Raw genomic sequence first — 20981 nt, 5'->3', positions numbered from 1 at the left:
CAGAGCGACATTCACGAGGAGCGGAGGCCCCGCTCCTTCATCGCATCAGAGCGGTTCTGCGGGCGCGGAACGTGCTGGCCGCGGCCGATGGTGACAGCAATGGGGCCATCGCGCGGAAGCTGGACGTCCATGTGAACATGGTGCGCAAGTGGCGTGGCCGGTTCGCCGCCTCGGGCCTGGACGGACTGCGGGACGCCGCCCGCCCGGGCCGTCCCAAGACCTACGGCCCCACCATGCGTGTGGCGATCGTGGCCACGGCCACCAGCGCACCGGGGCCGGCGCGGAGATGCTGCCGGACCGCCCGCGCAAGGCGATCACCACACCCGGAGTCGACCTGGTCGCACCGCACCATCGCCGCCAAGGTCGCGGGCACCGTGTCCGCCACGGTCTCCACCTCCCAGGTCGGCCGGATCCTGGCCGGCCTGGACCTCAAGCCGCACCGGGTGCGGGGCTGGCTCACCCGCCGCGACACGCCCGACTTCTGGCAGCGGGCCGCCGACATCTGCGCCCTCTACCGCAACCCGCCCGAAGGCGCCGTGGTGCTGTCCATCGACGAGAAGACCGCGATCGCGGCCCGCTCCCGGCGCCACCCCGGCCGCCCCGCCGCACCCGGCCGGCCCGCCCGGGAGGAGTTCGAGTACCGCCGCCACGGCACCGCCTCCCTGGTCGCAGCCCTGGACGTGCGATCCGGCGAGGTCCTCACCGAGATCATCATCCGCAACAACGCGGTGACCTTCACCGGCTTCCTCGACCAGCTCGACGCGGTCATCACCCCAGGCCTGGACATCCACGTCGTGAACAACGGCTCCTCCCACACCGCCAGGCACACCAGGAAGTGGCTGGCCGACCATCCCAGATGGACCGTGCACTGGACCCCACCGCACGCCTCCTGGTTGAACCAGGTCGAGCTGCTGTTCTCCGCGATGACCCGTCGGGTGCTGCGACACGGCGACTTCTCCAGCCGCGACGACCTCATCGCCAAACTGGACGCCTACGTGATCAACCACAACACCACCGCCAAGCCCTACCGCTGGACCTACGACGGCACCCCGCTCAAGGTCACCTGATGAAGGCCTGAGCAAGGAGATTCTGGGGCGACACCTGTAAACCCTTTGCTCCTTCCGAGTTGGAGCGGCTACCTTCTCCGGGCCGCCGGTCGCCCCAGGCCGGCGCCGTCGCCAAGGAGGTGTGCAGCAAATGCGCACGAACGGTCAGCAGTCAAACCCAGGCCCTGACACCTTCCCCCTCCCCACGACGGAGACACCTTGTCCGTTCGCATCACTCCACTGATCGACCCCGACGGCGGCCCGTCCACCCACCGCCTGGCGTGGCTGGCATCCGACACCGACGGAATCCCCGTCGGGTCGGCATTCCTGCGTCTTTTCACCAGGATTGGGCAGGACCACCTCGCCGAATTGGACCTGCGTGTCCATCCGGCCAAGCGGCGAAACCGCACCGGCTCCCGGCTCCTGGAGGCGGCCGTGGCCGCTGCACGCCAGGACGGCCGACGCTGTGTCATCACCCAGACCGAGGCTGGCTCTCCCGGCGACCGATTTCTGCCGGCGCGGGGCTTCCGCAGGGTGCTGGCCCTGACCTTCACCCGCCTCCCAATGGCCGAGGCGGACATCACGGCTCTCACCGAGATCACCGAACAGTCACATCCCGGCTATCGGCTGGCGTCATGGGAGGGTACGGTTCCTGACGGCCTCGCCGAGACGTTTGTCGCGTCGCGTCACGCCATGGACGACATGCCGATGGGCAGCACCGACTTCGGCTCGGTGACCTGGGACCTGGAACGGCTCCGGTCCGCAGCCGCGGCCATCGAAATGCGGGGTGACCTGCTGCACACTGTCGTTGCCATCGACGAGTCGGACGGCTCGATCGCTGGGTTCACTGAACTGGTGGTCCCCGGCGACGGCAAAGGTAATGGCCAGCACTACGGCACCGGCGTCCTCCCTGAGCACCGCGGGCATGGCCTCGGCCGCTGGATGAAGGCCGCCTCGATCCGGCAGGCCTTTGAGCGGCACCCGGACCTCGGCGGCCTGCTTACCGACACCGCCGACAACAATCCGTATATGAGGCACATCAACGACGCGCTCGGCTATGCGCCGACGCACACGACATTCCAGTACCAGCTCGATCTCTAGGAACGACGGGGGCCGGGCCGAGCCATCGTCCTGACCCGGCCCCCACAACCGCGAGTTCTCCTGGGGCTCCGATACGTGCTTGCCCGGACTCCCCTTCGGCTCGCCCGAGAAGCCGTGGACTACGTCTTCGGCCTCTATCTCGGCGATCCCATGCCCTGACCAACACCCTCCATGAACTAACGTGGAGCAGCACTAGCCGCTACCAAACCCGGGGCGGTCCAGGGGTGGGCGATCCGGTTGGTGCCAGCGTATTCGGCGGAGTAGTTGCACCGGCGGCAGCCGCCGGAGCCCGGCGGCCCCGAGGCGCAGGCGGGCGAGCCGACCCCGCCCGTTGGTCCGACCGATGCCGGAACCGCAGCGGGGGGCGTACCGGCGTGGCACCCGTCCTGAATCGCGGCCACGACGAAGCCCAGCGACCGGCCTGAGACGGTGTAGCTCCCGCGATCCGGGTGCCGTCAGTACGTGTCGACGGTGACGGTCGGCGGCGCGGCCAGGGTGTTGTGCACGGTGCAGTGCGACGCCACCGCCAGCAGCGCCTGCTTCCGAGCCTCCGGAAACCCCTCCGGCAGCCGAAGGCACAGCCGGATGTCCGCCACCCGTGCCGGCCGGTCCGCCGCCATCCGGTAGGTGACCGACACCCCCAGACCGTTTCGATCCAACCCGTGCCGCGTCAGATAGCGGCCGGCGTAGAACGCCACGCAGGTCGCCAGCGACGCCACGAACAACTCCGTCGGCGTCGGCGCCTCGTCGGCGCCGCCCGCGTCCGCAGGCTGGTCCACCCGCATCCGGTGTCCCCGCACCGCGAACTCGTACGCCTCACCGGCCGTGAAACGGACGTCCACCGTCCCAATCTGCCCGTCGACCGCCTGCACGTCGGTTTGGCCCATTCCTACTCCTTCCCGTGCTATCGATTCAGCCAACACCCGCAGCGTGTGTCAGCCATAGTCCCGTCCGGCCCTGATGCGAGGACCTTGGGCCCTGCTGGGAGGCTGCGCCGCCTCCCGCCGACGAGGAATCGAATCCCAGGTCAACGACCGGGAAGAAGAACCTCCCAGGCGAGCAGGACGAGGACGAGCCGCAGGCGGGTCCAACCACCCGGGCTCGCGCGGATGACCAACCGGGCACCGAGATCTGCGGTGGACACCGCCAGGACGGTGTACGCCAGTGCGACCCGCCAGGCGACGTGCCCACGCAACGACTGCAGGACCACCAGGTAGGGCGGGGCCAGCAGGAATCGCCGCTGTTCGCCAGCACATCCGAGGGGAATCCCAGCCTGGCACCGATCAGGATGATCGCCCACCACGTCATCTGGCGACCAGCGGAGCGCCGGGGCGATCAACGGCGCTGTCTGCTCCGGCTGGCTTCGTGGAATCGGCGGCCGGACAGTGGCATACCGAACAAGGGCCCCAGGGTGCAGAAATCGAAGAGCCCCGCCGCCAGCGGAAGCAGGCCCAGGAGCGCCAGCAGCCACCACCAACGGCCCAGCGACACGCCGATCACGATGAGCACCAACCCGAGGACGATCCGTACGACCCGACCGGCTGGCGAGTTGAAGAACTGCAGGACGGGCATGACCACCCCCTGAGCCGAATCGGGAGTATCTCCCTGCTTCGCCGTCAGCCTACCGGCAGAGCAAGGGCCCCGCGCCCCGTCGCGGAAACCCGGCCCCCGACGGGACCAGTCATCCTCTCCGCCCATCAGCATGCATCGCGATGCGAAGAGGCAGGGCGGCGCAGCGAGGCGGCGCTGCTATCGCGCCATCAAGGTCCTCGGACAAGAGTCGATTCAGCGGTACGCCCTGGCCGACGGTTGTCAACGGGCGGCCAGAAGCAATTCGCCGCAGGCGATGACCATGGATGTCCGGTTGAGTTCGGGCCTCGGACACCACGAACATCGACGGTGCGAGCCAGGGCGCTCGCACCGTTCGCGTTTACGGGTGGTAGGTCAGCCGCGGGCCAGCTGAGGATAGGCCTCGGCTTGCCGGCGGGTCGGCGTCGCGGGGGCACGCTGACGATGTCGCCGAGTGCTTGCACGAGGTTCGCGATCTCGGTCTGACTCATCCGGTTTCGTCCCGGCGTCAGTGTCGCCTGAAGATCGGCTTCAGCCCGTGCCCGTTCGGCCTGCGTCTGGGCTATCGAGCCGGGTGACTACCCCGGGGTCCGTCCCCTCTCCCCGGCGTCGAGGGCTGCCCGGTATTGCTCGAGCTGTCGGTCATAGGAGCAGGTCTGGGCGGCCCTGGCGCTGCCTACCAGAACGGCGGCGGCTGCTCGCTGGGCACCTCAGGTTCCGTCAGCTCCCGCAGGCCGATCGGCTCGTCGGCCTGGTGCAGCGAGATCTCCGGCACACGGGCCACCGGCGCGAGCCGGGCGTAGGACCGCACGAACACCGCCGCGGTCGGACACCAGCCGATTCTCCCCAGCAGCCCAGGCGCTCAAGAGAGCAGGCGGTCCAGCACGAAGGCAAGGATCTCGGCCTCATAGCGGTAGTGCGCGTACCGACCGGATGGGCCGGTGTGCGCTCCGGCGCCGAGCTCGACCCGGAACAGAACCGGCGCGTCGTCGGGCTTGGCCGTCGCACGCAGCCGGGCCACCCATTTCGCCGGCTCGTGGACCATGACCCGCGGGTCGTGTACCGCCGCCGTCGCCAGCAGCGCCGGTCGCGGGCCGCCGGGCAGGCTGTCGTACGGCGAGTACGCGCGCATCCAGGCGTACGCCTCGGGCTGCCGGGGGTCGCCCCACTCGTCCCACTCGTTGGCGGTGAGCGGGACGTTCGGGTCGAGCATGGTCGTGATGACGTCAACGAAGGGCACCTCGGCGACGACCGCGCGCCACCGGTCGGGCCGCGCGGTGAAGACCGCAGCCTGCAACAGCCCGCCCGCAGACAGGCCGCGGGTGGCGATCCGGTCACCGTCGACCAGCGCCCGGCGGGCATCCGGGGCGTCGCCGGCGAGCGCATCGGCGACCGCGACGTGGTCGGTGAACGTGTTTGCCTTCCGCGCGAGCATGCCGTCGCGCCACCACCGGCGGCCGTTCTCCCCGCCGCCGCGCGGATGGGTCAGGGCATAGACGACGCCGCGGTTCAGCAGGCTCGCCAGCATCGGATCGAACTCCGGGTTGTCGCACGACTCGTACGCGCCGTAGCCCCACAGCAGGGCGGGCGCGGTGCCGTCCAGCGGGGTGTCCGCGCGCCACGCCAGGGTGTACGGCACGCGGGTGCCGTCCGGGGCGATGGCCTGCCGCCGCTGGGTGCGGTACGCCGTCGCGTCGTAGCCGGGGACCTCCCGCCGCTTGCGCAGGGCGCGCTCGCCGGTGCATAGGTCGACGGCGTACCACGCGGGCGGTTCGACGAGCGACTCGACCTTGACGGTCACGCTGTCGGCGTCGTACTCGGTCGGGGTGGCGATGGTGATGGTGCCGGCGGGTATCTCCGCGGAGATCTCTCGCTCGGCGCCCGTCGCCCGGTCGACGACCCGCAGCAGCGCGAACCCGTCGCGGCGCAGCTCGAGCACGAGGAATTCGGCGAGCACGTGGCAGGCGCGCAGCCGCTCGCCGTCGCGGGCGGGCGCGACCTCGCTCCACGGCTCGGCGGCGTCGGCTCCGCAAGAGGCGACGGGCGCGCGCATGAGCCGGAACTCCTCGGCGCCGTCGTTGGTGACGATGAACAATTCGTCGCCCTCCCGCGCGTGGTCGACGCGGTACTCCACGCCCTTGCGGCGCGGCCGCACCACGACCGGTGCGGCCGTGGGCTCGGCCGCCGGGATCAGCCACGCCTCGGTGGTGTCTCGGCAGGCGCTCTCGATCACGACGTACCCGCCGCTGCGGATGGTGTGCACGGTGACCTCGTAGCGCGCGTCATCCTCGACGAAGACGAGCACGTCGGCGCCGGCCGGCGTGCCGATGACGTGCCGCCAGACCTGGTACGGCCGGTAGAGCTCGTCGTGCACCGTGTAGAAGAACGTCGACGAGTCCGCGCTCCAGGCGCCGGTGTAGTAGGTGCGTGGCGCGGTGTCGGGCAGATCGGTCAGCGTGGTGAGGTCGCGGAAGCGCAGCGCGTAGACCTCGTCGCCGCGGGTGTCGATCGAGTACGCGAGCAGGCGGCCGTCGGGGCTGACCTCCCGCACGCCGATCTCCACAAATCCGTCCGGACCGGCGACCTCCGCGCCATCCAGGACCACGGTTCCCGGTCCGTCCGGGTCACGGCTTGTCAATAACTGCTCGTACTCCCTACCGGTGACCGTGCGCGTGTAGTAGAAACAGTCACCACGCTTCCAACTGACTGATGACTCAGTCGGCAGGATGCGCTGTTCCACCTCGGTAAACAGCATGTTTCGGAGGCGTTCCAGATGTCCGGTGGTCGCATCGTAGTGCCGGCGCTCCGCGCGCAGGTACGCCGCGAGCCGGGGGTCGTCGTGGTCGCCCATCCACGCGTACTCGTCGGTCCACCGCACGCCGTGCAGCTCGTGCTCGGTGCGGACGGTGGGAGCGACCGGCGGGGCGATGAAGCTTTCGAGATCGTGCGGCATGGCGTCGTCCGGCATGCCCGGACCCTAGCCGCCCGCACCCGGCCGTCCCAACGGAGGAACCGATGAGCAGCACCTCACCGGAAAGGCTGACTGTTCAGTCAGCCAGCTTCCGGCCCACCCGAGTCCGGCGCGGGCGGCTGCGGCGAGGCGCGGTCGCGGCGATGGTCGCCGCCGCGCTCGCCGCGCTCGCCACGCTGCCCGCGATGCCGGCCGCCGCCGAGGAGACGGCGTCGCCCACGCCCACCGCCGAGGGCTCCGCGCCGCCGCATACCCGCACCAGCTTCGTGCTCGGCATCAAGCAGGACATCGACTCGCTCAACCCGTTCGTCGGCCTCGTCGCGTCCGCGTACGAGTCGTACCAGTTGATGTACGACTACCTCACCGGCTCGAGCCAGACGGACTTCTCGCCGGTGCCCGGCCTGGCGGAGAAGTGGGAGACCAGCGCCGACGGCAAGACCTGGACCTTCCATCTTCGACAGGGTGTGAAGTGGTCCGACGGGCAGCCGTTGACCGCGAAGGACGTGGTGTACACGTTCAACCGGGTCAAGGACGGCGAGCAGGAGAACTCCGCCTACGGCAACTACATCACGAACCTCACGAAGGTCCAGGCGACCGACGACTACACCGTGGTGTTCACGACGAGTGAGCCGAGCCCGAGCATGCTGCGGATGGCGGTACCGATCGTGCCGGAACACGTGTGGCGGAACACGCCTTCGGCCAAGGTCAAGGACTTCCCCAACACCGACAACCCGGTTGGCAGCGGCCCGTTCCGGCTGGTCGAGGCGAAGAAGGGCCAGTACTACCGGTTCGCCGCCAACAAGGAGTACTGGGGTGGCGCGCCGAAGATCGATGAGCTGATCTTCCGCGTCTTCGCCAACGACGAGGCCATGGCGAACGCCCTGAAGAAGGGCGAGATCGACATGCTCAACGACATCAACTCCGGCGTGTTCGAGTCGCTGCAGAACGTCCCGGGCATCACCGCCAGCTCGTCGAAGTACTCCGGTTTCAGCGAGATCGCGTACAACCTGGGCGCGCAGACGGTCGAGGGCAAGAAGATCGGCGACGGCCACCCGGCGCTGCGGGACAAGCAGGTGCGCCTCGCGATCGACTACGCGATCGACCGCAAGACGCTGCTGGACAAGGTGTTGCACAACCGCGGCACGGCGGAGACCAGCGTGATCCCGCCGATCTACCCGAGCCTGCGCTACGACCCGGGCTCCGAGCTGCGCCAGTTCGACCTGGCCAAGGCCAACCAGATCCTCGATGCGGCCGGCTACGCCAAGGGCGCCGACGGCATCCGGGCCAAGGACGGCCGCAAGCTCGAGTTCCGCCTCTTCGGCCGGGAGAGCTCGGAGGAGAGCAAGAAGGCGGTCGAGTACGTGCGCGACTGGCTCGGCGAGATCGGCATCAAGGTCAACGTGCAGATCATGTCCGAGGACAATCTGACCGAGACCATCGGGCAGGGTAACTTCGACATGTTCCAGTGGGGCTGGGTCGTCGAGCCCGATCCCGACTTCGAGCTCTCCGTCTTCACCTGCGAGCAGCGCTCGTACGAGGAGGACGGAAAGGTCGCCGCGGGCTGGTCGGACAGCTTCTACTGCAACCCGGAGTACGACAAGCTGTACGCCAAGCAGAAGACGATCCTCGACCCGGCCTCGCGGGTGGAGGTCGTCAAGCAGGCCCAGAAGATGCTGTACGACGATGTCGCATACTCGGTCACCTGGGCGTACGACAACCTCGAGGCGTACCGCAACGACCGGTTCACCGGCTTCCAGCGCCAGCCGAGCGATGGCGGCTCGATCGTGTTCCAGTACGGCACCTACACGTACCGGATGATCGAACCCGTCGCCCAGCCCAAGCGCGACGACGCCAACCTCGGCCTGTACCTCGGCGTGGGCGCGGGCGCGGTCGTGCTGGCCGGCCTGGCCAGCCTGATGCTGCGCAACCGCCGCCGGTCGACCACGGACGAGCGGGAGTAACCAGTGGCAATCTCGGTGGCGACCTTGGCGACGGCATCGAGCTCGGAGGACGGGGGCGGCGCGCGGCGGCGCCGCCTCCGGGCCGGGATCGGGACCTGGGTGGTGCGCAAGCTGGCCGGCGCGACGCTCACGCTCGGCTTCGTGCTGGTCTTCAACTTCGTGCTCTTCCGGATGATGCCCGGCGACCCCGCCAAGACCTTCCTGCGCGGCCGGCAGGCCAACCCGCAGCGGCTGGCACAGCTGCGGAGCCAGCTCGGCCTCGACGACCCCTGGCCGGTCCAGTTCGGCAAGTACCTCAAGGAGACGCTGCGGGGTAACCTCGGCGATTCCTGGTCGCAGGGCAACCGGCCCATCGTGGAGCTGCTGGCCGACCGGATCTGGCCGACCCTGCTGCTCTCCGGCACCTCGCTCGTGCTCGCCGCCGTGATCGGCATCTGGTTGGGTGCGCGGTCGGGCTGGCGCCACGGCCAGGCGTTCGACAAGGGCACCACGAGCGCGGCGATCGGGCTGTACTCCTTGCCCGAGTGGTGGTTGGGGCTGCTCCTGCTGCTCGTCTTCGCCTCGCCCGCGGCGCTGAACATCTTCCCCGGGGGCGGCCTGACCGACCCGCGCGGCGGCGTCAATCCGGTGCTCGACACGGTGTGGCATCTGGTGTTGCCGTGCACCACGCTGACCCTGGTCTACATCGCTCAGTACTCCCTGATCATGCGGTCGTCCGTGCTCGACGAGCGGTACGCGGACTACCTCACCACCGCCCGCGCCAAGGGGCTCCGCGATGACCAGGTGCTCACCCGGCACGCGTTGCCCAACGCGCTGCTGCCCACGCTGACCCTGTTCTTCCTCAGCCTCGGCTTCGTGGTCTCCGGCGCGATCACGGTTGAGACCGTGTACAGCTGGCCCGGGCTGGGCCTGCTGTCGTACGAGGCGCTGCGCGGGCCGGACATCCCGCTGCTGCAGGGGCTGTTCCTCGTCTTCTCCGTGGCGGTGATCCTGATGAACCTGCTTGCCGACCTGCTCTACCCGCTGCTCGACCCGCGGGTCAGGCTGTCGTGACCGGGCACACGGCCATACCGCCGTCGGCGCGCGCGCTCGCCTGGCAGCGACGCACGCAGGCGCTGAGCGAGTTCTGGGCGGCATACCGCCGCGACTGGGAGGGCATGGTCGGGCTCGTCCTCATGCTGTTCTGGATCGTCCTGGCGCTCGCCGCGCCGCTGCTGGTCAACGAGGACTCGCTGCGGGTGACGCGGGCGCCCGGCCCGTCGATGGGCGCACCGTCGCTGGACTACCTGCTCGGCACCGATGAGGATGGGCGCTCGATCCTCGGCCTGATCATCTGGGGGAGCCGGATCTCCCTGCTGGTCGGCCTTACGTCGACCGTCATCTCGATGGTGATCGGCACCGTGGTCGGGGTTGCCGCCGGCCATTTCCGCGGCCGCCCGGGCGGGTTGCTCGACCGGATGACCGACTTCTTTCTCGTGCTCCCGTTCCTGCCGCTGGCGATCGTGCTGGCGACGGTGCTCCGGGAGCGCTGGCCGGACCTGCCCCAGATCATCGCGGTGATCGTCGTCATCGGCATCACGTCGTGGCCGGGCACCGCGCGCCTCGTGCGAGCCCAGGCGATGGCGGTGGAGGGTCGGCCGTACCTGGAGCGGGCCCGGGCGCTGGGCGGCGGTCACTGGCACCAGGTCACCCGGCACATCCTGCCCAACGTCATGCCCGTCGTCTTCGCCAACACGACGCTCTGCGTGTCGCTGGCGATCCTGGCCGAGACCACGCTCTCCTTCCTCGGCCTGGGCGACCCGTTGCGCCCGTCCTGGGGCACGGTCCTCGACGGCGCCTACTCGGCCGGAGCGGTCAGCCGGGGCGCCTGGTGGTGGGCGGTCTTCCCGGGCGTGGCGGTGGCGTTGACCGTGCTGGCGTTCAATCTGTGCGGCCGCGCGACCGAGCGCATCCTGGACCCGCGGCTGAAGGGGCGAGCATGAGCCTGCTGGAGATCAGAGACCTGCACGTCACGTACCGGAGTGGCGGGGCGGACCTGCCCGCCGTGCGCGGCGTCGATCTCGACGTACGGGCGGGCGAGACGGTCGGCATCGCCGGCGAGTCCGGCTGCGGCAAGTCCACGATGGCGGGCGCGGTCCTGCGGCTGCTGCCGACCGGGACGAAGGTCACCGGTGCCGTTCGGCTGGCCGGCGAGGACGTGCTGACCATGTCGTGGGGGCGACTGCGCGCCGTCCGCTGGAGCGCCGCGTCCATCGTGTTCCAGGGCGCGATGCACGGGCTCAACCCGGTGCGCCGGATCGGTCAGCAGATCGCCGAACCGATCCTGCTGCACCGCCCCGGGACCCCTGCCAAGAAGGCCGCGGCCCACGCCGGGGATCTGCTCGAGCAGGTGGGCGTGCCGGCCTGGCGGGCCGGGTCGTACCCGCACGAGCTCTCCGGCGGGCAGCGCCAGCGGGCGATGATCGCCATGGCGCTGGCCTGCGAGCCGCAGCTGGTCATCGCGGACGAGCCCACCACCGCGCTCGACGTGATGGTGCAGGCGCAGGTCCTGGCGCTGCTGCGCGACCTGGTCCGGGACCGCGGGGTGGGGATGCTGCTGATCAGCCACGACCTGTCCGTGCTCGCCGACATGTGCGACCGGGTCGCCGTGATGTACGCGGGCCGGATCGTCGAGGAGGGGCCGGGTGAGCGGCTCTTCACCGACGCCGCCCACCCGTACGCCAAGGCGCTCGCCGCCGCGTTCCCGGTGATCGGGGACATGGCGTCACGGAGGGCGCCCCGGGGGCTGCCCGGCGATCCACCGGACCCGCGTGAGCTGCCGTCCGGATGCGCGTTCCACCCGCGGTGTTCGGTCGCGGTACCGGAGTGCGAGCGGATCGACGTACGGCTGCGGCCGGCCGGGCCGGAACGTGCGACAGCCTGCGTCCACATCGGAGCACCGAGCGAGCTGGAGGTTGCGCAGTGAGCGAGCGAGCTGGCGAGGCGGCGTCGGGACCGGGCAGTCAGCCGGATGGTGCGGTGCTGGAGGCGCGCGACCTGCACGTCGGGTTCGGTGGGCGCTCTCGCAATGCCGAACCACCGATAAAGGCGGTCGACGGCGTCGAGCTCACGGTGGGTCGGGGTGAGATCGTCGCGCTCGCCGGCGAATCCGGCTGCGGCAAGACCACCCTCGCCCGCACGCTGCTCGGCCTCGAGCGGCCCTGGCGCGGTGAGGTGCGGCACAACGGCACGCCGCTGCAGTACGGCAGCCGCGCGTTGAAGGCTTATCGCCGGCAGGTGCAACTGGTGCTGCAGGATCCGACCGGCGCGCTGAACCCGCGCCGCACGGTCTACGAGGCGGTCGCCGAGGGGCTGCGGGTGCACCGCCTGCCCGGCGGCGAGCGCGAGCAGGTCGCCCGAGCGCTCTCCCTCGCCGGGCTGCGGCCGGCGGAGCGCTTCTTCGCTCGCTACCCGCACGAGCTCTCCGGCGGGCAGCGTCAGCGCGTCGTCATCGCCGGCGCGCTCGTGCTCAACCCGGACGTCATCGTCGCGGACGAGCCGGTGTCCTCGCTGGACGCCTCGGTGCGGGGCGAGATCCTCGCGCTGCTGCTCTCGCTGCGTGACCAGCTCGGGCTCTCCGTGCTCGTGGTCACCCACGACCTCGGGCTCGCGTGGAACATCGCCGACCGGCTGGCGGTCATGTATCTCGGCCGGATCGTGGAGTCGGGCCCGACCGAGCAGGTGCTCGCCGCGCCGCGGCACCCGTACACCGCGGCGCTGCTGTCGGTGCTGCCCGAGGCGGTGGGCCGCACCCCGGTCATCCTGCGCGGCGAGGCTCCCGACCCCAGCCGGGTGCCGGTCGGTTGCCGGTTCCATCCACGCTGCCCGGCCCTGGCCGACGGCACGGCGGCGCGCGCCGGGGTGGCCGACCGGTGCCGCACCGAGGCGCTGCCGGTGCTGGCGCCGACCGCCGGTCACTCGGCCGCCTGCCTGCTCGGGTGTCCTGCGGGCGAGGGCATCGTGGGAGTCCCCGGCGGGGAGCCCGTCGCGACGACCACCGACCCGTGACGGCATGACCACCCGGGATCGCGACGGGCTGGGCAGCGGTCAGCGGCCGTGGGCGCGCAGCAGCGCGGCGACCTCGTCGGCGGGCAGGCCGTACGAGATGTTGCCCGAGCGACCGGTGACCGTCGGCGCCTGCAGCAGGCTGTTGAGCACCGACTCCTCGGTCGCCTCCACGACCGCGGCGAAGAACGGATCCAGCTCGCGCCCCGGCAGCGGGCTGCCGGGCGGGGTCGCGCCGCGCGGCGCGCGCAGACCCGTCGCCAGGGCCAGGAAGATCTCGCCGCTGGCGTGGTGGGCGGTGGAACCGGTGCGGGCCAGCCCCAGCCCGGCCCGCCGCGCCAGCCGGGCACAGCCGGCCGGGTCGATCGGCGCGTCGGTGAGGACGACGACGATGCAGGACCCGGCGGGCGGCGCGGCCGGCTCGCCCGGCGGCAGCGGCGGCAGCAGCCGGCCGACCGGCACCCCGTCGACCGTGAGCCGCTCCCGCTCCCCGAAGTTCGTCATCGCCAGCACTCCGACGGTGTGGCCCGACGGCACCACCCGAGACGCCGTACCGATGCCGCCCTTGAAGCCCAGGCAGCTCATCCCCGTACCGGCGCCGACCGCGCCCTCGGCGGGCGCCGCGCCGGAGCCGGCCGAGGCGCGGGCCGCGGCGAGCGCCGCCGCGACGTCGGCGCGGTCGACCTGCATCCGCCGGGCGTCGTTGAGGAAGCTGTCGTCGCACTCGGCGACCACCGGGATGATCACATCCTCCGCGCCGATCGCCGGCTCCTCCTCGATCAGCACCTCGCAGGCGGCGTCGAAGACCCGGCCGAGCTGCATCGTCGAGGTCAGGAAGATCGGCGTCTCGACCAGGCCCCACTCGGCGGCCGCCAGCAGGCCGGTGCACTCGCCGGCGCCGTTGAGCACCGCGCCGCCGGCCGGGACAGGTTCGCGGAAGCAGTTGCCGCCGGGGTCGATGACGGTGACGCCGGTGCGCGCGACGCCCCGGCCGGCCGGCGGGCCGGCCTCGTCCCGCCAGACCGTGGCGTGGCCGACGCCCACCCCGGGGACGTCGACGATCGAGCCGGTCGGGCCGCTGGGCAACAGCCCGATCCTGATTCCCAAGTCAGCCGCATGGGGCCTGTCAGCCAGCATCGGCGCAGCGTAGCAAGGAGGAAGCTCATGCTTGATCTGCCCGTGGTGTGGGCCGAGGACTGCCTGGCGCACCTGCCCGGCGCGGAGATCTGGGTCGGGGTCCGCACGCCCGGGACCGAGCTGCCCGAGCGGGCCACGACCCTGCGGGACGCCGTGCTCGCGGCCGGGGGCCGCCTGGTGCCCGCCGCCGGCCACGACGACGCGCTGGTGCGCACTGTGCACGACCCAGCCTTCCTCGACCACCTGGCGTCGGTGCACGACTCGTGGCTCGCGGCCGGCTTCGACCAGGACCCGGGCCAGGACCGGGTGGTGCCGTACGTGTTCCCCACGCCGGCGATGCTCGACGGGCTGCCGGTACGCGAGCCGGTCGCGATCCACGCCCGCGCCGGCCGCTACTGCTACGACACGATGACGCTGGTCGGGCCGGGCACCTGGGCGGCGGCCCGGGCCGCGGCTGACGCGGCGCAGACCGCCGCGGACCTCATCGCCGCGGGGGAGCGGGCGGCGTACGCCATCTGCCGGCCGCCGGGCCACCACGCCACCCGCGGCGGATACGGCGGCTCGTGCTACCTCAACAACGCCGCGGTGGCGGCGCAGGCGCTGCGGGTCGCGGGTGTCGAGCGGGTCGCGGTGATCGACGTGGACGCCCACCACGGCAACGGTACGCAGGCCATTTTTTACCACCGGGCGGACGTCTTCTACGGCTCGGTGCACGTGGACCCCGGCGCGGGCTGGTTCCCGCACTACGCCGGGTTCGCCGACGAGACCGGCGCCGGCGACGGGCGCGGCGCCAACCGCAACGCGCCGCTCGCACCGGGCACCGGGGACGCGGGCTGGCTGGCGGGCCTGACCGAGATCTGCGCCGCGGTCGCGGCGTTCCGGCCCGGCGCAGTCGTGCTGTCACTCGGGGTGGACGCCGCGCAGGACGACCCGGAGAGCCCGCTGCGGGTCAGCGTCGACGGGTACGCCTGCAGCGGTGGGCTCGTCGGCGAGCTCGGCGTGCCGGTCGTCGCGGTGCACGAGGGGGGCTACCATCTGCCCACCCTGGGCGCGCTGACCGTGGCCACCTTGCGCGGCCTGATTGACAAGTGACGCGCAGCGCCGTTGACTGAGTGATCAGTCAGGATGAGATGGCTCCGGAGGTCTTTCCATGGTGCGGCTGCCCACCGAACTCGTGCCGCTCACCGAGGAGCAGCAGGCCATCCTGGAGCTGTGCCGGCAGTTCGGCCGGGACGTGATCCGACCGGCCGCGCGCGCGGTGGACGAGGCCGACATCGAGACGCCGTGGGAGGTGTGGCGGGCGGCTGCGCGGGTGGGCATCACCGGGTTCATGCTCCCGGCCGAGTACGGTGGCGGCGGCTTCACCGACGTGTTAACCCAGTGCCTGGTGCAGGAGGAGCTCTCCGCCGCCGACGCGGCGATCGGCAACCTGCTCACCTCCGGCGGGTTCTTCGCCGACCCGGTGCTCGAGCTGGGCACCGCCGAGCAGTGCGAGCGCTGGCTGCGTCCGCTGTGCACGGACGATCCACCGATGACCGCGCTCGCCGTCACCGAGCCCGGCGTCGGGTCGGACTCGGCCGCCATCACCACCCGGGCGACCAGGGTCGACGGCGGCTACCGGCTCACCGGGCAGAAGGCCTGGATCTCCAACGGCGGCGTCGCCGAGTCGTACGTCGTCTTCGCCACGCTCGACCCGGCGCTGCGCTCCCGCGGCGTCACCGCGTTCCTGCTGTCGCGCGGGACGCCGGGCCTGTCGTTCGGCGCGCCGATGCGCAAGATGGGCCAGCGGGCCATCGTCAACACGGAGATCTTCCTCGACGACGTGTTCGTGCCCGGGGCCGACCGGCTCGGCGCGGAGGGGCAGGGCTTCTACGGACTGATGCGCACCTTCGACATCTCCCGCACCGTGCTCGCCGCCTCCGCCACCGGCCTGGCCCGCGCCTGCCTGGAGCTGGCCGTCGACTACGCGCGGGAGCGCACCCAGTTCGGCAAGCCGATCATCGAGCACCAGGCGGTCGGCTTCCGGCTCGCCGACATGGCCGCCCGGGTCGACGCCGCCCGACTGCTGGTCTGGCGCGCGGCCCGCCGCCTGGACGCGGGCCTTCCGTGTACGGCCGAATCCGCGATGGCCAAGCTCACCGCCGCGGAGACGGCGATGTTCTGCAGTTGGGCGGCGGTGCAGACGCTCGGCGGCTGGGGCTACTCGCGGGAGTTCCTCGCCGAGAAGTGGATGCGCGACGCCAAGCTGGAGGAGATCGAGGAGGGCACCTCGGACATCCAGCGGATGATCATTGCCCGGTCGCTGAGATGAACCGGCCGCTCGAGTCGCTCTTCGCCCCGACCTCGGTGGCGGTCGTCGGCGCGTCGGAGCAGCCGACCAAGTGGGGCTACTGGCTGTCGGTCGGAGCGCTGACCGGCCGCGACCGGCGCAGCGTGCACCTGGTCAACCGGCGCGGTGGCGCGCTGGACGGAGTGTCGTTCGCGCCATCACTCGCCGCGCTCGGCGAGCCGGTGGAGCTCGTCGTGGTCGCCACTCCGGCGGCACAGTTCCCGTCGACGGTGGACGAGGCGCTCGCCGCGGGCGCCAGGGCCGTCGTCGGGATCACCGCGGGGCTGTCGCCCGCCGCGCAGGCCGAGGTCGCCGCCCGGGTACGCGCCGCCGGCGCGGTCCTGCTCGGTCCCAACTGCATGGGGGTGGCCGACGCGGCCGCCGGGCTGCGGCTGCTCTGGGGAGAGCTACCCGCCGGCGACATCGCGCTGGTGTCGCAGAGCGGCAACCTGGCCCTCGAGCTCGGCGCGATCGCCCGTCGGGGCGGGCTGGGCTTCTCACGCTTCGCCTCGCTCGGCAACGCGGCCGACGTGACCGCCGTAGAGCTGCTGCGGGTGTGCGCGGCCCACCCGGCCACCCGCGCGGTGGCGGTCTATCTGGAGGACGTCGGCGACGGGCGGGCGTTCGTCGCCGCCGCGGCCGACGCGGTGGACGCGGGCATCCCGGTCGTGCTGCTGACGGCCGGGCACTCGGCCGAGGGCGCGCGGGCCGCCCGGTCGCACACCGGCGCGCTCGCCGGCGACGCCGCCGTGCTGACCGCCGCGTGCCGCGCCGCCGGCGTACGGCTCGTGGCCACCCCCACCGAGCTGATCGAGGCCACCCGCGTCGCGGCGATCCCGGCGAGCGTGCGCGCCGCCGTCTTCCCAGCAGCACCCCGTCGCCTGGGCGTGGTCGCTGACGGCGGTGGGCACGGCGTGATCGCCGCCGACCTCGCCGTCGCCGCCCGGCTCGCGGTGCCAGGCTTCAGCGACGACCTCGCCGCCCGACTCGCGGCGCTGCTGCCGCCCTCCGCGACGACGGGGAATCCCGTGGACCTGGCGGGCGGCGGCGAGCGGGACATCACCTCGTACGCGGCGGTGGTGGCCGCCGTCCTCGAGTCGAGCGAGGTGGACGCGGTGCTGCTGTCGGGGTACTTCGGCTCCTACTGCGAGCAGGGGGCGGGGGAGCTGGCCGCGGCCGAGGGCGAGGTCGCGGACGCCATCGCCGCGGCGGTGCACCGGACGGGCCGCCCGGTGTACGTGCACAGCATGGCGGCCCGGTCGTCGACCGCTGCCCGGCTCGCCGCCGGCGGCGTGCCGGTGTGGTCGGCGATCGAGCAGGCGGTCGCCGCCGCCGTGCCAGCCCTTCGCCGTCCCGGCCCGCCCGAGCTGCCCCGCCCGGTGGGGGCGGTCGCCGGGGACGCCTACTGGGCCGGGCGGGAGCTGCTCGCCGCGGCGGGGGTGGCATTCCCGCCGGCCCGGGCCGTGCGAAGCCGGGACGACGCGCTGGTCGCCGCGGGTGAGCTGGGCTACCCGGTCGTGCTCAAGGCGCTGGGCCTGGCGCACAAGTCCGACGTCCGGGGCGTCGCGCTCGGGCTGGGCGACGCGGCAGCGGTCGCGGCCGCGTTCGACGACATGGCCGGCCGCCTCGCGCCGGCAGGCTACGCCGTCGAGACGATGGTCGAGTTGCGCGAGGGCGTCGAGCTCATCGTCGGTGCCAGGCGGGATCCGCGATTCGGCCCCGTGCTGCTGGTCGGGTTCGGCGGCGTGTACGCCGAACTCATCGCCGACACCGCCGTGGACCTGGCGCCGGTCGACCGGGACGGCGCTCGCGACCTGCTCGCGCGGCTGCGCGGCGCCGCGCTGCTCGCCGGCTTCCGCGGCCGGCCGGCGGTCGACCTGGACGCCCTCGCGGACGTGATCGTCGCCGTGTCCCGGGTCGCCGCCGCCCATCCCGAGATCGCCGAACTCGACCTGAACCCGGTGCTCGCGACGCCACACGGCGCCGTCGCGCTCGACTGCCACTGGGAGTTGGCGCGATGAACAGCACAGCGGGGGAGGTGCTGGTCGCGAGCCTCGCCGCGCACGGCGTGGACGTCGTCTTCGGCATCCCGGGCACCCACAACCTGGAGATCTACCGGCATCTCACCGGGTACGGGATCCGGCACGTCACCCCGCGGCACGAGCAGGGCGCCGGCTATGCCGCCGACGGGTACGCGCGCACCACGGGCCGACCCGGCGTCGCGATCGTCACGACCGGCCCGGCGTTGCTCAACATCGCCACCGCCGTCGGCCAGTCGTACTCCGACTCCGTGCCGGTGCTGGTGGTCTCACCCGGAATGCCGCTGCACCACCCGCAGCGGGGCACCGGGCTGCTGCACGAGATGCGCGACCAGCGAGCGGCGATGTCGACGGTGACCCGGATCGCCCACCGCGTGACGAGCCACGCCGAGCTCACCGAGGCGGTGGCCCAGGCGTTCGCCGAGTTCGCCGCGGAGCGGCCCCGCCCGGTGCACCTCGAGGTCCCGCTGGACCTGCTCGCCGAGCCCGCCGAGGTCGAGATCGCGGCGCCGCTGCGGGTCGCCCGCCGATCGCCCGACCCGTCGCTGGTCGCCGGGGCGGCCGACGCGCTGGCCCGGGCGGAGCGCCCGGGCATCCTCGCCGGCGGCGGCGCCCGGGGCGCCGCGGGGGAGCTGCGCGTGCTCGCCGAGCGGCTCGGCGCGCCCGTGCTGACCACCGCCAACGGCAAGGGCGTGCTGCCCGAGGACGACCTGCTCGCGCTCGGCTCGGCGCTGCACCTGCCGGCGGCCGCGGAGTTCGTCGGCGACTGCGACGTGCTGCTCGCCGTCGGCACCGAGCTGGCCCCCACCGACTGGTGGTACGGCCCGCCCGCGCGCCCCGCCAGCTTGATTCGCGTCGACATCGACCCGGCGCAGCTGCTCGTCAACGCCCGCCCCGAGATAGCGATCGCGGCGGACGCCGCACCCGCCGTGGCCGGGCTGGGCGCGGCACTGCGGGGCGTACCGGCCAGGGAGGATGACCGGGCGTGGGCCTGGCGCGCGCGGCTGCGGGCGCAGGCGCGCGCGGAGGGCGCGCGCTGGCTGCCGTGGCTGGACGCCGTCGCCGCAGTGCTCGCCCGCGACGCGATCGTGACCGCCGACAACGCGATGGGCTGCTACTACGGCGCGCTGGGCAACCTGCCGGTGCGCGTGCCGGCCGGCTTCTGCTTCCCGACCGGCTTCGGCACGCTCGGCTACGCGGTACCCGCGGCCATCGGAGCGGCCATCGGGCAGCCGGCCCGCCAGGTGCTCGCCATAGCCGGCGACGGCGGGCTGATGTTCTCCGTGCAGGAGCTGGCCACCGCGGCCGCGGAGGGCATCCCGCTGCCCGTCGTCGTCTTCGTCAACGGCGGGTACGGCGAGATCCGGGCGGAGATGCGCGAGGCTGGCATCGCCCCGCTCGGGGTCGACCTGGCCGTGCCCGATTTCGCCGCGCTCGCCCGCGCCCTCGGCGGGTACGGCGTCACCGTCCGCGATCCGGATCACCTCACCGCCGAGCTGCCCGACGCCTTCGGCCGCCCCGGCCCCTCCCTGCTCCTCGTCCCGGAAGACGATGCACCCTGATGTCGTTCCTGGAGATCGTGTGGACCGACGAGGTGACCGGGAAGCGCGGCTACCTGATCCTCGACCGGTTGGTGCGCGGCGCCGCCAGCGGTGGGCTGCGCATGCGCGAGGGCTGCACCCTCGACGAGGTGCGCGACCTGGCCCGGGGCATGACGCTCAAGGAGGCGGTCGTCTACTCGCCGGGCGACACGTACGTGCCCTTCGGCGGGGGCAAGGGCGGCATCGACTGCTCGCCGTACGACCCGGAGGCTAGCGGCGTGATGCGGCGGTACCTCGCTGCGATGAAGCCGCTGCTGGAGACGTACTGGTCCACCGGCGAGGACTTCGGGGTGCGGCAGGACGTGCTGGACGAGGTGGCCGCCGAGGTGGGCCTGCGCTCCACGATCGAGGCGGCGCTGCGCCTGCTGCCCGACCCGGACGCCGCGCTGGCGCTGGTGAAGGCCGGCTTCGCGGTCGAGGTGGACGGGGTCGGGCTGGCCGACCTGGTCGGTGGATACGGCGTGGCCGAAGCGACGCTCGCCGCGGCGGAGCGCCTCGGGCTGCTCGGCTCCGGCGCCGGCGCGCGGGCGATGGTGCAGGGCTTCGGCTCGATGGGCGGCGCGACGGCGCGCTACCTGGCCCGGGCCGGCGTGCCGGTGGTCGGCGTGTGCGACGCCCAGGGCGTCGTGCACAACCCCGACGGGCTGGACGTCGAGCGGCTGCTGCTCTCGCGCGACGCGTACGGCTGTGCGGACCGCGCGGCGCTGCGCCCAACCGATGTGCGACTGCCCCGCGAGGAGTGGCTCACCGTCGAGGCGGAGATTCTGGTGCCGGCCGCGATGTCGTACGTCATCACCGAGTCCAACGTGGCCGGGGTGCGGGCGCGCCTGGTAGTCGAGGCCGCGAACGTGCCCACGACGCCGGCGGCGGAGGCGGCGCTCGCCGCCCGGGGCGTGACGGTGGTGCCGGACTTCGTGGCGAACGTCGCCACCAACGCCTGGTGGTGGTGGACGCTGTTCGGCGACATCGAGCCGACCGCGCAGGCATCCTTCGCCAAGATCTCCACAGTCCTGCGCGGGCTCGTCGCCGAGATGCTCGATCGGGCCGGGTCGGCGGGCGTCACGCCGCGCACCGCCGCGCTCGCGATGTCCGCCGAACGGGCCGAGGCGGTCGCCGCCCGGTTCCGCTGACGCACGCCGGACAGCGGGACCGGTAGGAGGCGCGGGCGAAGGAGGCCGCGGAC

17 protein-coding genes are annotated in these 20981 nt (G+C 72.4%); 12 read left to right on the top strand and 5 right to left on the bottom strand.

Features of this window, described 5'->3' with window-relative positions; genetic code table 11:
* The first annotated feature begins 44 nt into the window (after positions 1-44).
* Both OG799_RS12155 and OG799_RS12150 read left to right on the top strand, forming a co-directional pair.
* Entirely contained in the window at positions 45-1067 is a 1023-nt protein-coding gene (locus tag OG799_RS12155) for an IS630 family transposase (protein WP_406046269.1), read from the top strand.
* A gap of 198 nt (positions 1068-1265) precedes the next feature.
* Positions 1266-2147: a GNAT family N-acetyltransferase gene (locus OG799_RS12150; RefSeq protein WP_406045134.1), complete on the top strand. Its 882-nt coding sequence runs from the start codon at positions 1266-1268 to the stop codon at positions 2145-2147.
* A 455-nt stretch (positions 2148-2602) separates the two neighbouring features.
* On the opposite strand, the gene OG799_RS12145 is transcribed toward OG799_RS12150, so the two are convergent.
* The 4 genes from OG799_RS12145 to OG799_RS12130 all read right to left on the bottom strand — a co-directional run bounded on the left by OG799_RS12145 (position 2603) and on the right by OG799_RS12130 (position 6684).
* A complete protein-coding gene (locus OG799_RS12145; RefSeq protein WP_406045133.1) occupies positions 2603-3034 on the bottom strand; it encodes an OsmC family protein in 432 nt (143 codons plus the stop codon).
* A 448-nt stretch (positions 3035-3482) separates the two neighbouring features.
* Positions 3483-3719 carry a YgaP-like transmembrane domain gene (locus tag OG799_RS12140; protein WP_406045132.1) on the bottom strand — a complete coding sequence of 79 codons (237 nt, stop codon included), beginning with the start codon at positions 3717-3719 and terminating at the stop codon, positions 3483-3485.
* Between the two features lie 673 nt (positions 3720-4392).
* Positions 4393-4533: a hypothetical protein gene (locus OG799_RS12135; RefSeq protein WP_406045131.1), complete on the bottom strand. Its 141-nt coding sequence runs from the start codon at positions 4531-4533 to the stop codon at positions 4393-4395.
* 45 nt (positions 4534-4578) lie between these two features.
* On the bottom strand, positions 4579-6684 hold the full coding sequence (locus OG799_RS12130) for a S9 family peptidase (protein WP_406045130.1): 2106 nt from the start codon (positions 6682-6684) through the stop codon (positions 4579-4581).
* 47 nt (positions 6685-6731) lie between these two features.
* Between OG799_RS12130 and OG799_RS12125 the strand changes: the two genes are divergently transcribed.
* The 5 genes from OG799_RS12125 to OG799_RS12105 are packed head-to-tail and all read left to right on the top strand — an operon-like array spanning position 6732 to position 12695.
* The gene (locus OG799_RS12125) at positions 6732-8648 is read left to right on the top strand and encodes an ABC transporter substrate-binding protein (RefSeq protein ID WP_406045129.1); all 1917 of its coding nucleotides are present in this window, start codon (positions 6732-6734) and stop codon (positions 8646-8648) included.
* 24 nt (positions 8649-8672) lie between these two features.
* Positions 8673-9701, top strand: coding sequence for an ABC transporter permease (locus OG799_RS12120; RefSeq protein WP_406045128.1), 1029 nt, complete (start codon positions 8673-8675; stop codon positions 9699-9701).
* Positions 9698-10630 (top strand): ABC transporter permease, encoded by a 933-nt coding sequence (locus tag OG799_RS12115; protein WP_406045127.1) that lies wholly within the window; start codon positions 9698-9700, stop codon positions 10628-10630. The genes OG799_RS12120 and OG799_RS12115 overlap by 4 nt, the downstream gene beginning before the upstream one ends.
* Positions 10627-11613 (top strand): ABC transporter ATP-binding protein, encoded by a 987-nt coding sequence (locus tag OG799_RS12110; protein WP_406045126.1) that lies wholly within the window; start codon positions 10627-10629, stop codon positions 11611-11613. Before OG799_RS12115 ends, OG799_RS12110 begins: the two co-directional genes overlap by 4 nt.
* A complete protein-coding gene (locus tag OG799_RS12105) occupies positions 11610-12695 on the top strand; it encodes an ABC transporter ATP-binding protein (RefSeq protein ID WP_406045125.1) in 1086 nt (361 codons plus the stop codon). The genes OG799_RS12110 and OG799_RS12105 overlap by 4 nt, the downstream gene beginning before the upstream one ends.
* Positions 12696-12734: 39 nt before the next feature.
* Here OG799_RS12105 and OG799_RS12100 read toward each other — a convergent pair whose 3' ends face one another.
* Positions 12735-13778 carry a P1 family peptidase gene (locus OG799_RS12100; protein ID WP_406045124.1) on the bottom strand — a complete coding sequence of 348 codons (1044 nt, stop codon included), beginning with the start codon at positions 13776-13778 and terminating at the stop codon, positions 12735-12737.
* A 78-nt stretch (positions 13779-13856) separates the two neighbouring features.
* Between OG799_RS12100 and OG799_RS12095 the strand changes: the two genes are divergently transcribed.
* The 5 genes from OG799_RS12095 to OG799_RS12075 are packed head-to-tail and all read left to right on the top strand — an operon-like array spanning position 13857 to position 20928.
* Positions 13857-14921, top strand: a complete 1065-nt coding sequence (locus OG799_RS12095) for a histone deacetylase family protein (protein WP_406045123.1) — start codon at positions 13857-13859, stop codon at positions 14919-14921.
* A gap of 58 nt (positions 14922-14979) precedes the next feature.
* A complete protein-coding gene (locus tag OG799_RS12090) occupies positions 14980-16140 on the top strand; it encodes an acyl-CoA dehydrogenase family protein (RefSeq protein ID WP_406045122.1) in 1161 nt (386 codons plus the stop codon).
* The gene (locus tag OG799_RS12085) at positions 16137-18179 is read left to right on the top strand and encodes an acetate--CoA ligase family protein (protein WP_406045121.1); all 2043 of its coding nucleotides are present in this window, start codon (positions 16137-16139) and stop codon (positions 18177-18179) included. The genes OG799_RS12090 and OG799_RS12085 overlap by 4 nt, the downstream gene beginning before the upstream one ends.
* Positions 18176-19759, top strand: a complete 1584-nt coding sequence (locus OG799_RS12080; protein ID WP_406045120.1) for a 5-guanidino-2-oxopentanoate decarboxylase — start codon at positions 18176-18178, stop codon at positions 19757-19759. The genes OG799_RS12085 and OG799_RS12080 overlap by 4 nt, the downstream gene beginning before the upstream one ends.
* Positions 19759-20928 (top strand): Glu/Leu/Phe/Val dehydrogenase dimerization domain-containing protein, encoded by a 1170-nt coding sequence (locus tag OG799_RS12075; RefSeq protein WP_406045119.1) that lies wholly within the window; start codon positions 19759-19761, stop codon positions 20926-20928. The genes OG799_RS12080 and OG799_RS12075 overlap by 1 nt, the downstream gene beginning before the upstream one ends.
* Positions 20929-20981: the final 53 nt, after the last annotated feature.

Source organism: Micromonospora sp. NBC_00898 (assembly GCF_045207895.1).
In the GTDB taxonomy this organism is placed as follows: Bacteria; Actinomycetota; Actinomycetes; order Mycobacteriales; family Micromonosporaceae; genus Micromonospora.
Note: the sequence above shows the minus strand (reverse complement) of the source record. Positions and strands in the feature narration are given on the sequence as shown.

Coding starts and splice junctions, on each gene's coding strand:
- OG799_RS12085 (WP_406045121.1), top strand. CDS start 16,137: ATGAACCGGCCGCTCGAGTCGCTCTTCGCCCCGACCTCGGTGGCGGTC.
- OG799_RS12095 (WP_406045123.1), top strand. CDS start 13,857: ATGCTTGATCTGCCCGTGGTGTGGGCCGAGGACTGCCTGGCGCACCTG.
- OG799_RS12125 (WP_406045129.1), top strand. CDS start 6,732: ATGAGCAGCACCTCACCGGAAAGGCTGACTGTTCAGTCAGCCAGCTTC.
- OG799_RS12110 (WP_406045126.1), top strand. CDS start 10,627: ATGAGCCTGCTGGAGATCAGAGACCTGCACGTCACGTACCGGAGTGGC.
- OG799_RS12145 (WP_406045133.1), bottom strand. CDS start 3,034: ATGGGCCAAACCGACGTGCAGGCGGTCGACGGGCAGATTGGGACGGTG.
- OG799_RS12140 (WP_406045132.1), bottom strand. CDS start 3,719: ATGCCCGTCCTGCAGTTCTTCAACTCGCCAGCCGGTCGGGTCGTACGG.
- OG799_RS12080 (WP_406045120.1), top strand. CDS start 18,176: ATGAACAGCACAGCGGGGGAGGTGCTGGTCGCGAGCCTCGCCGCGCAC.
- OG799_RS12090 (WP_406045122.1), top strand. CDS start 14,980: ATGGTGCGGCTGCCCACCGAACTCGTGCCGCTCACCGAGGAGCAGCAG.
- OG799_RS12130 (WP_406045130.1), bottom strand. CDS start 6,684: ATGCCGGACGACGCCATGCCGCACGATCTCGAAAGCTTCATCGCCCCG.
- OG799_RS12075 (WP_406045119.1), top strand. CDS start 19,759: ATGTCGTTCCTGGAGATCGTGTGGACCGACGAGGTGACCGGGAAGCGC.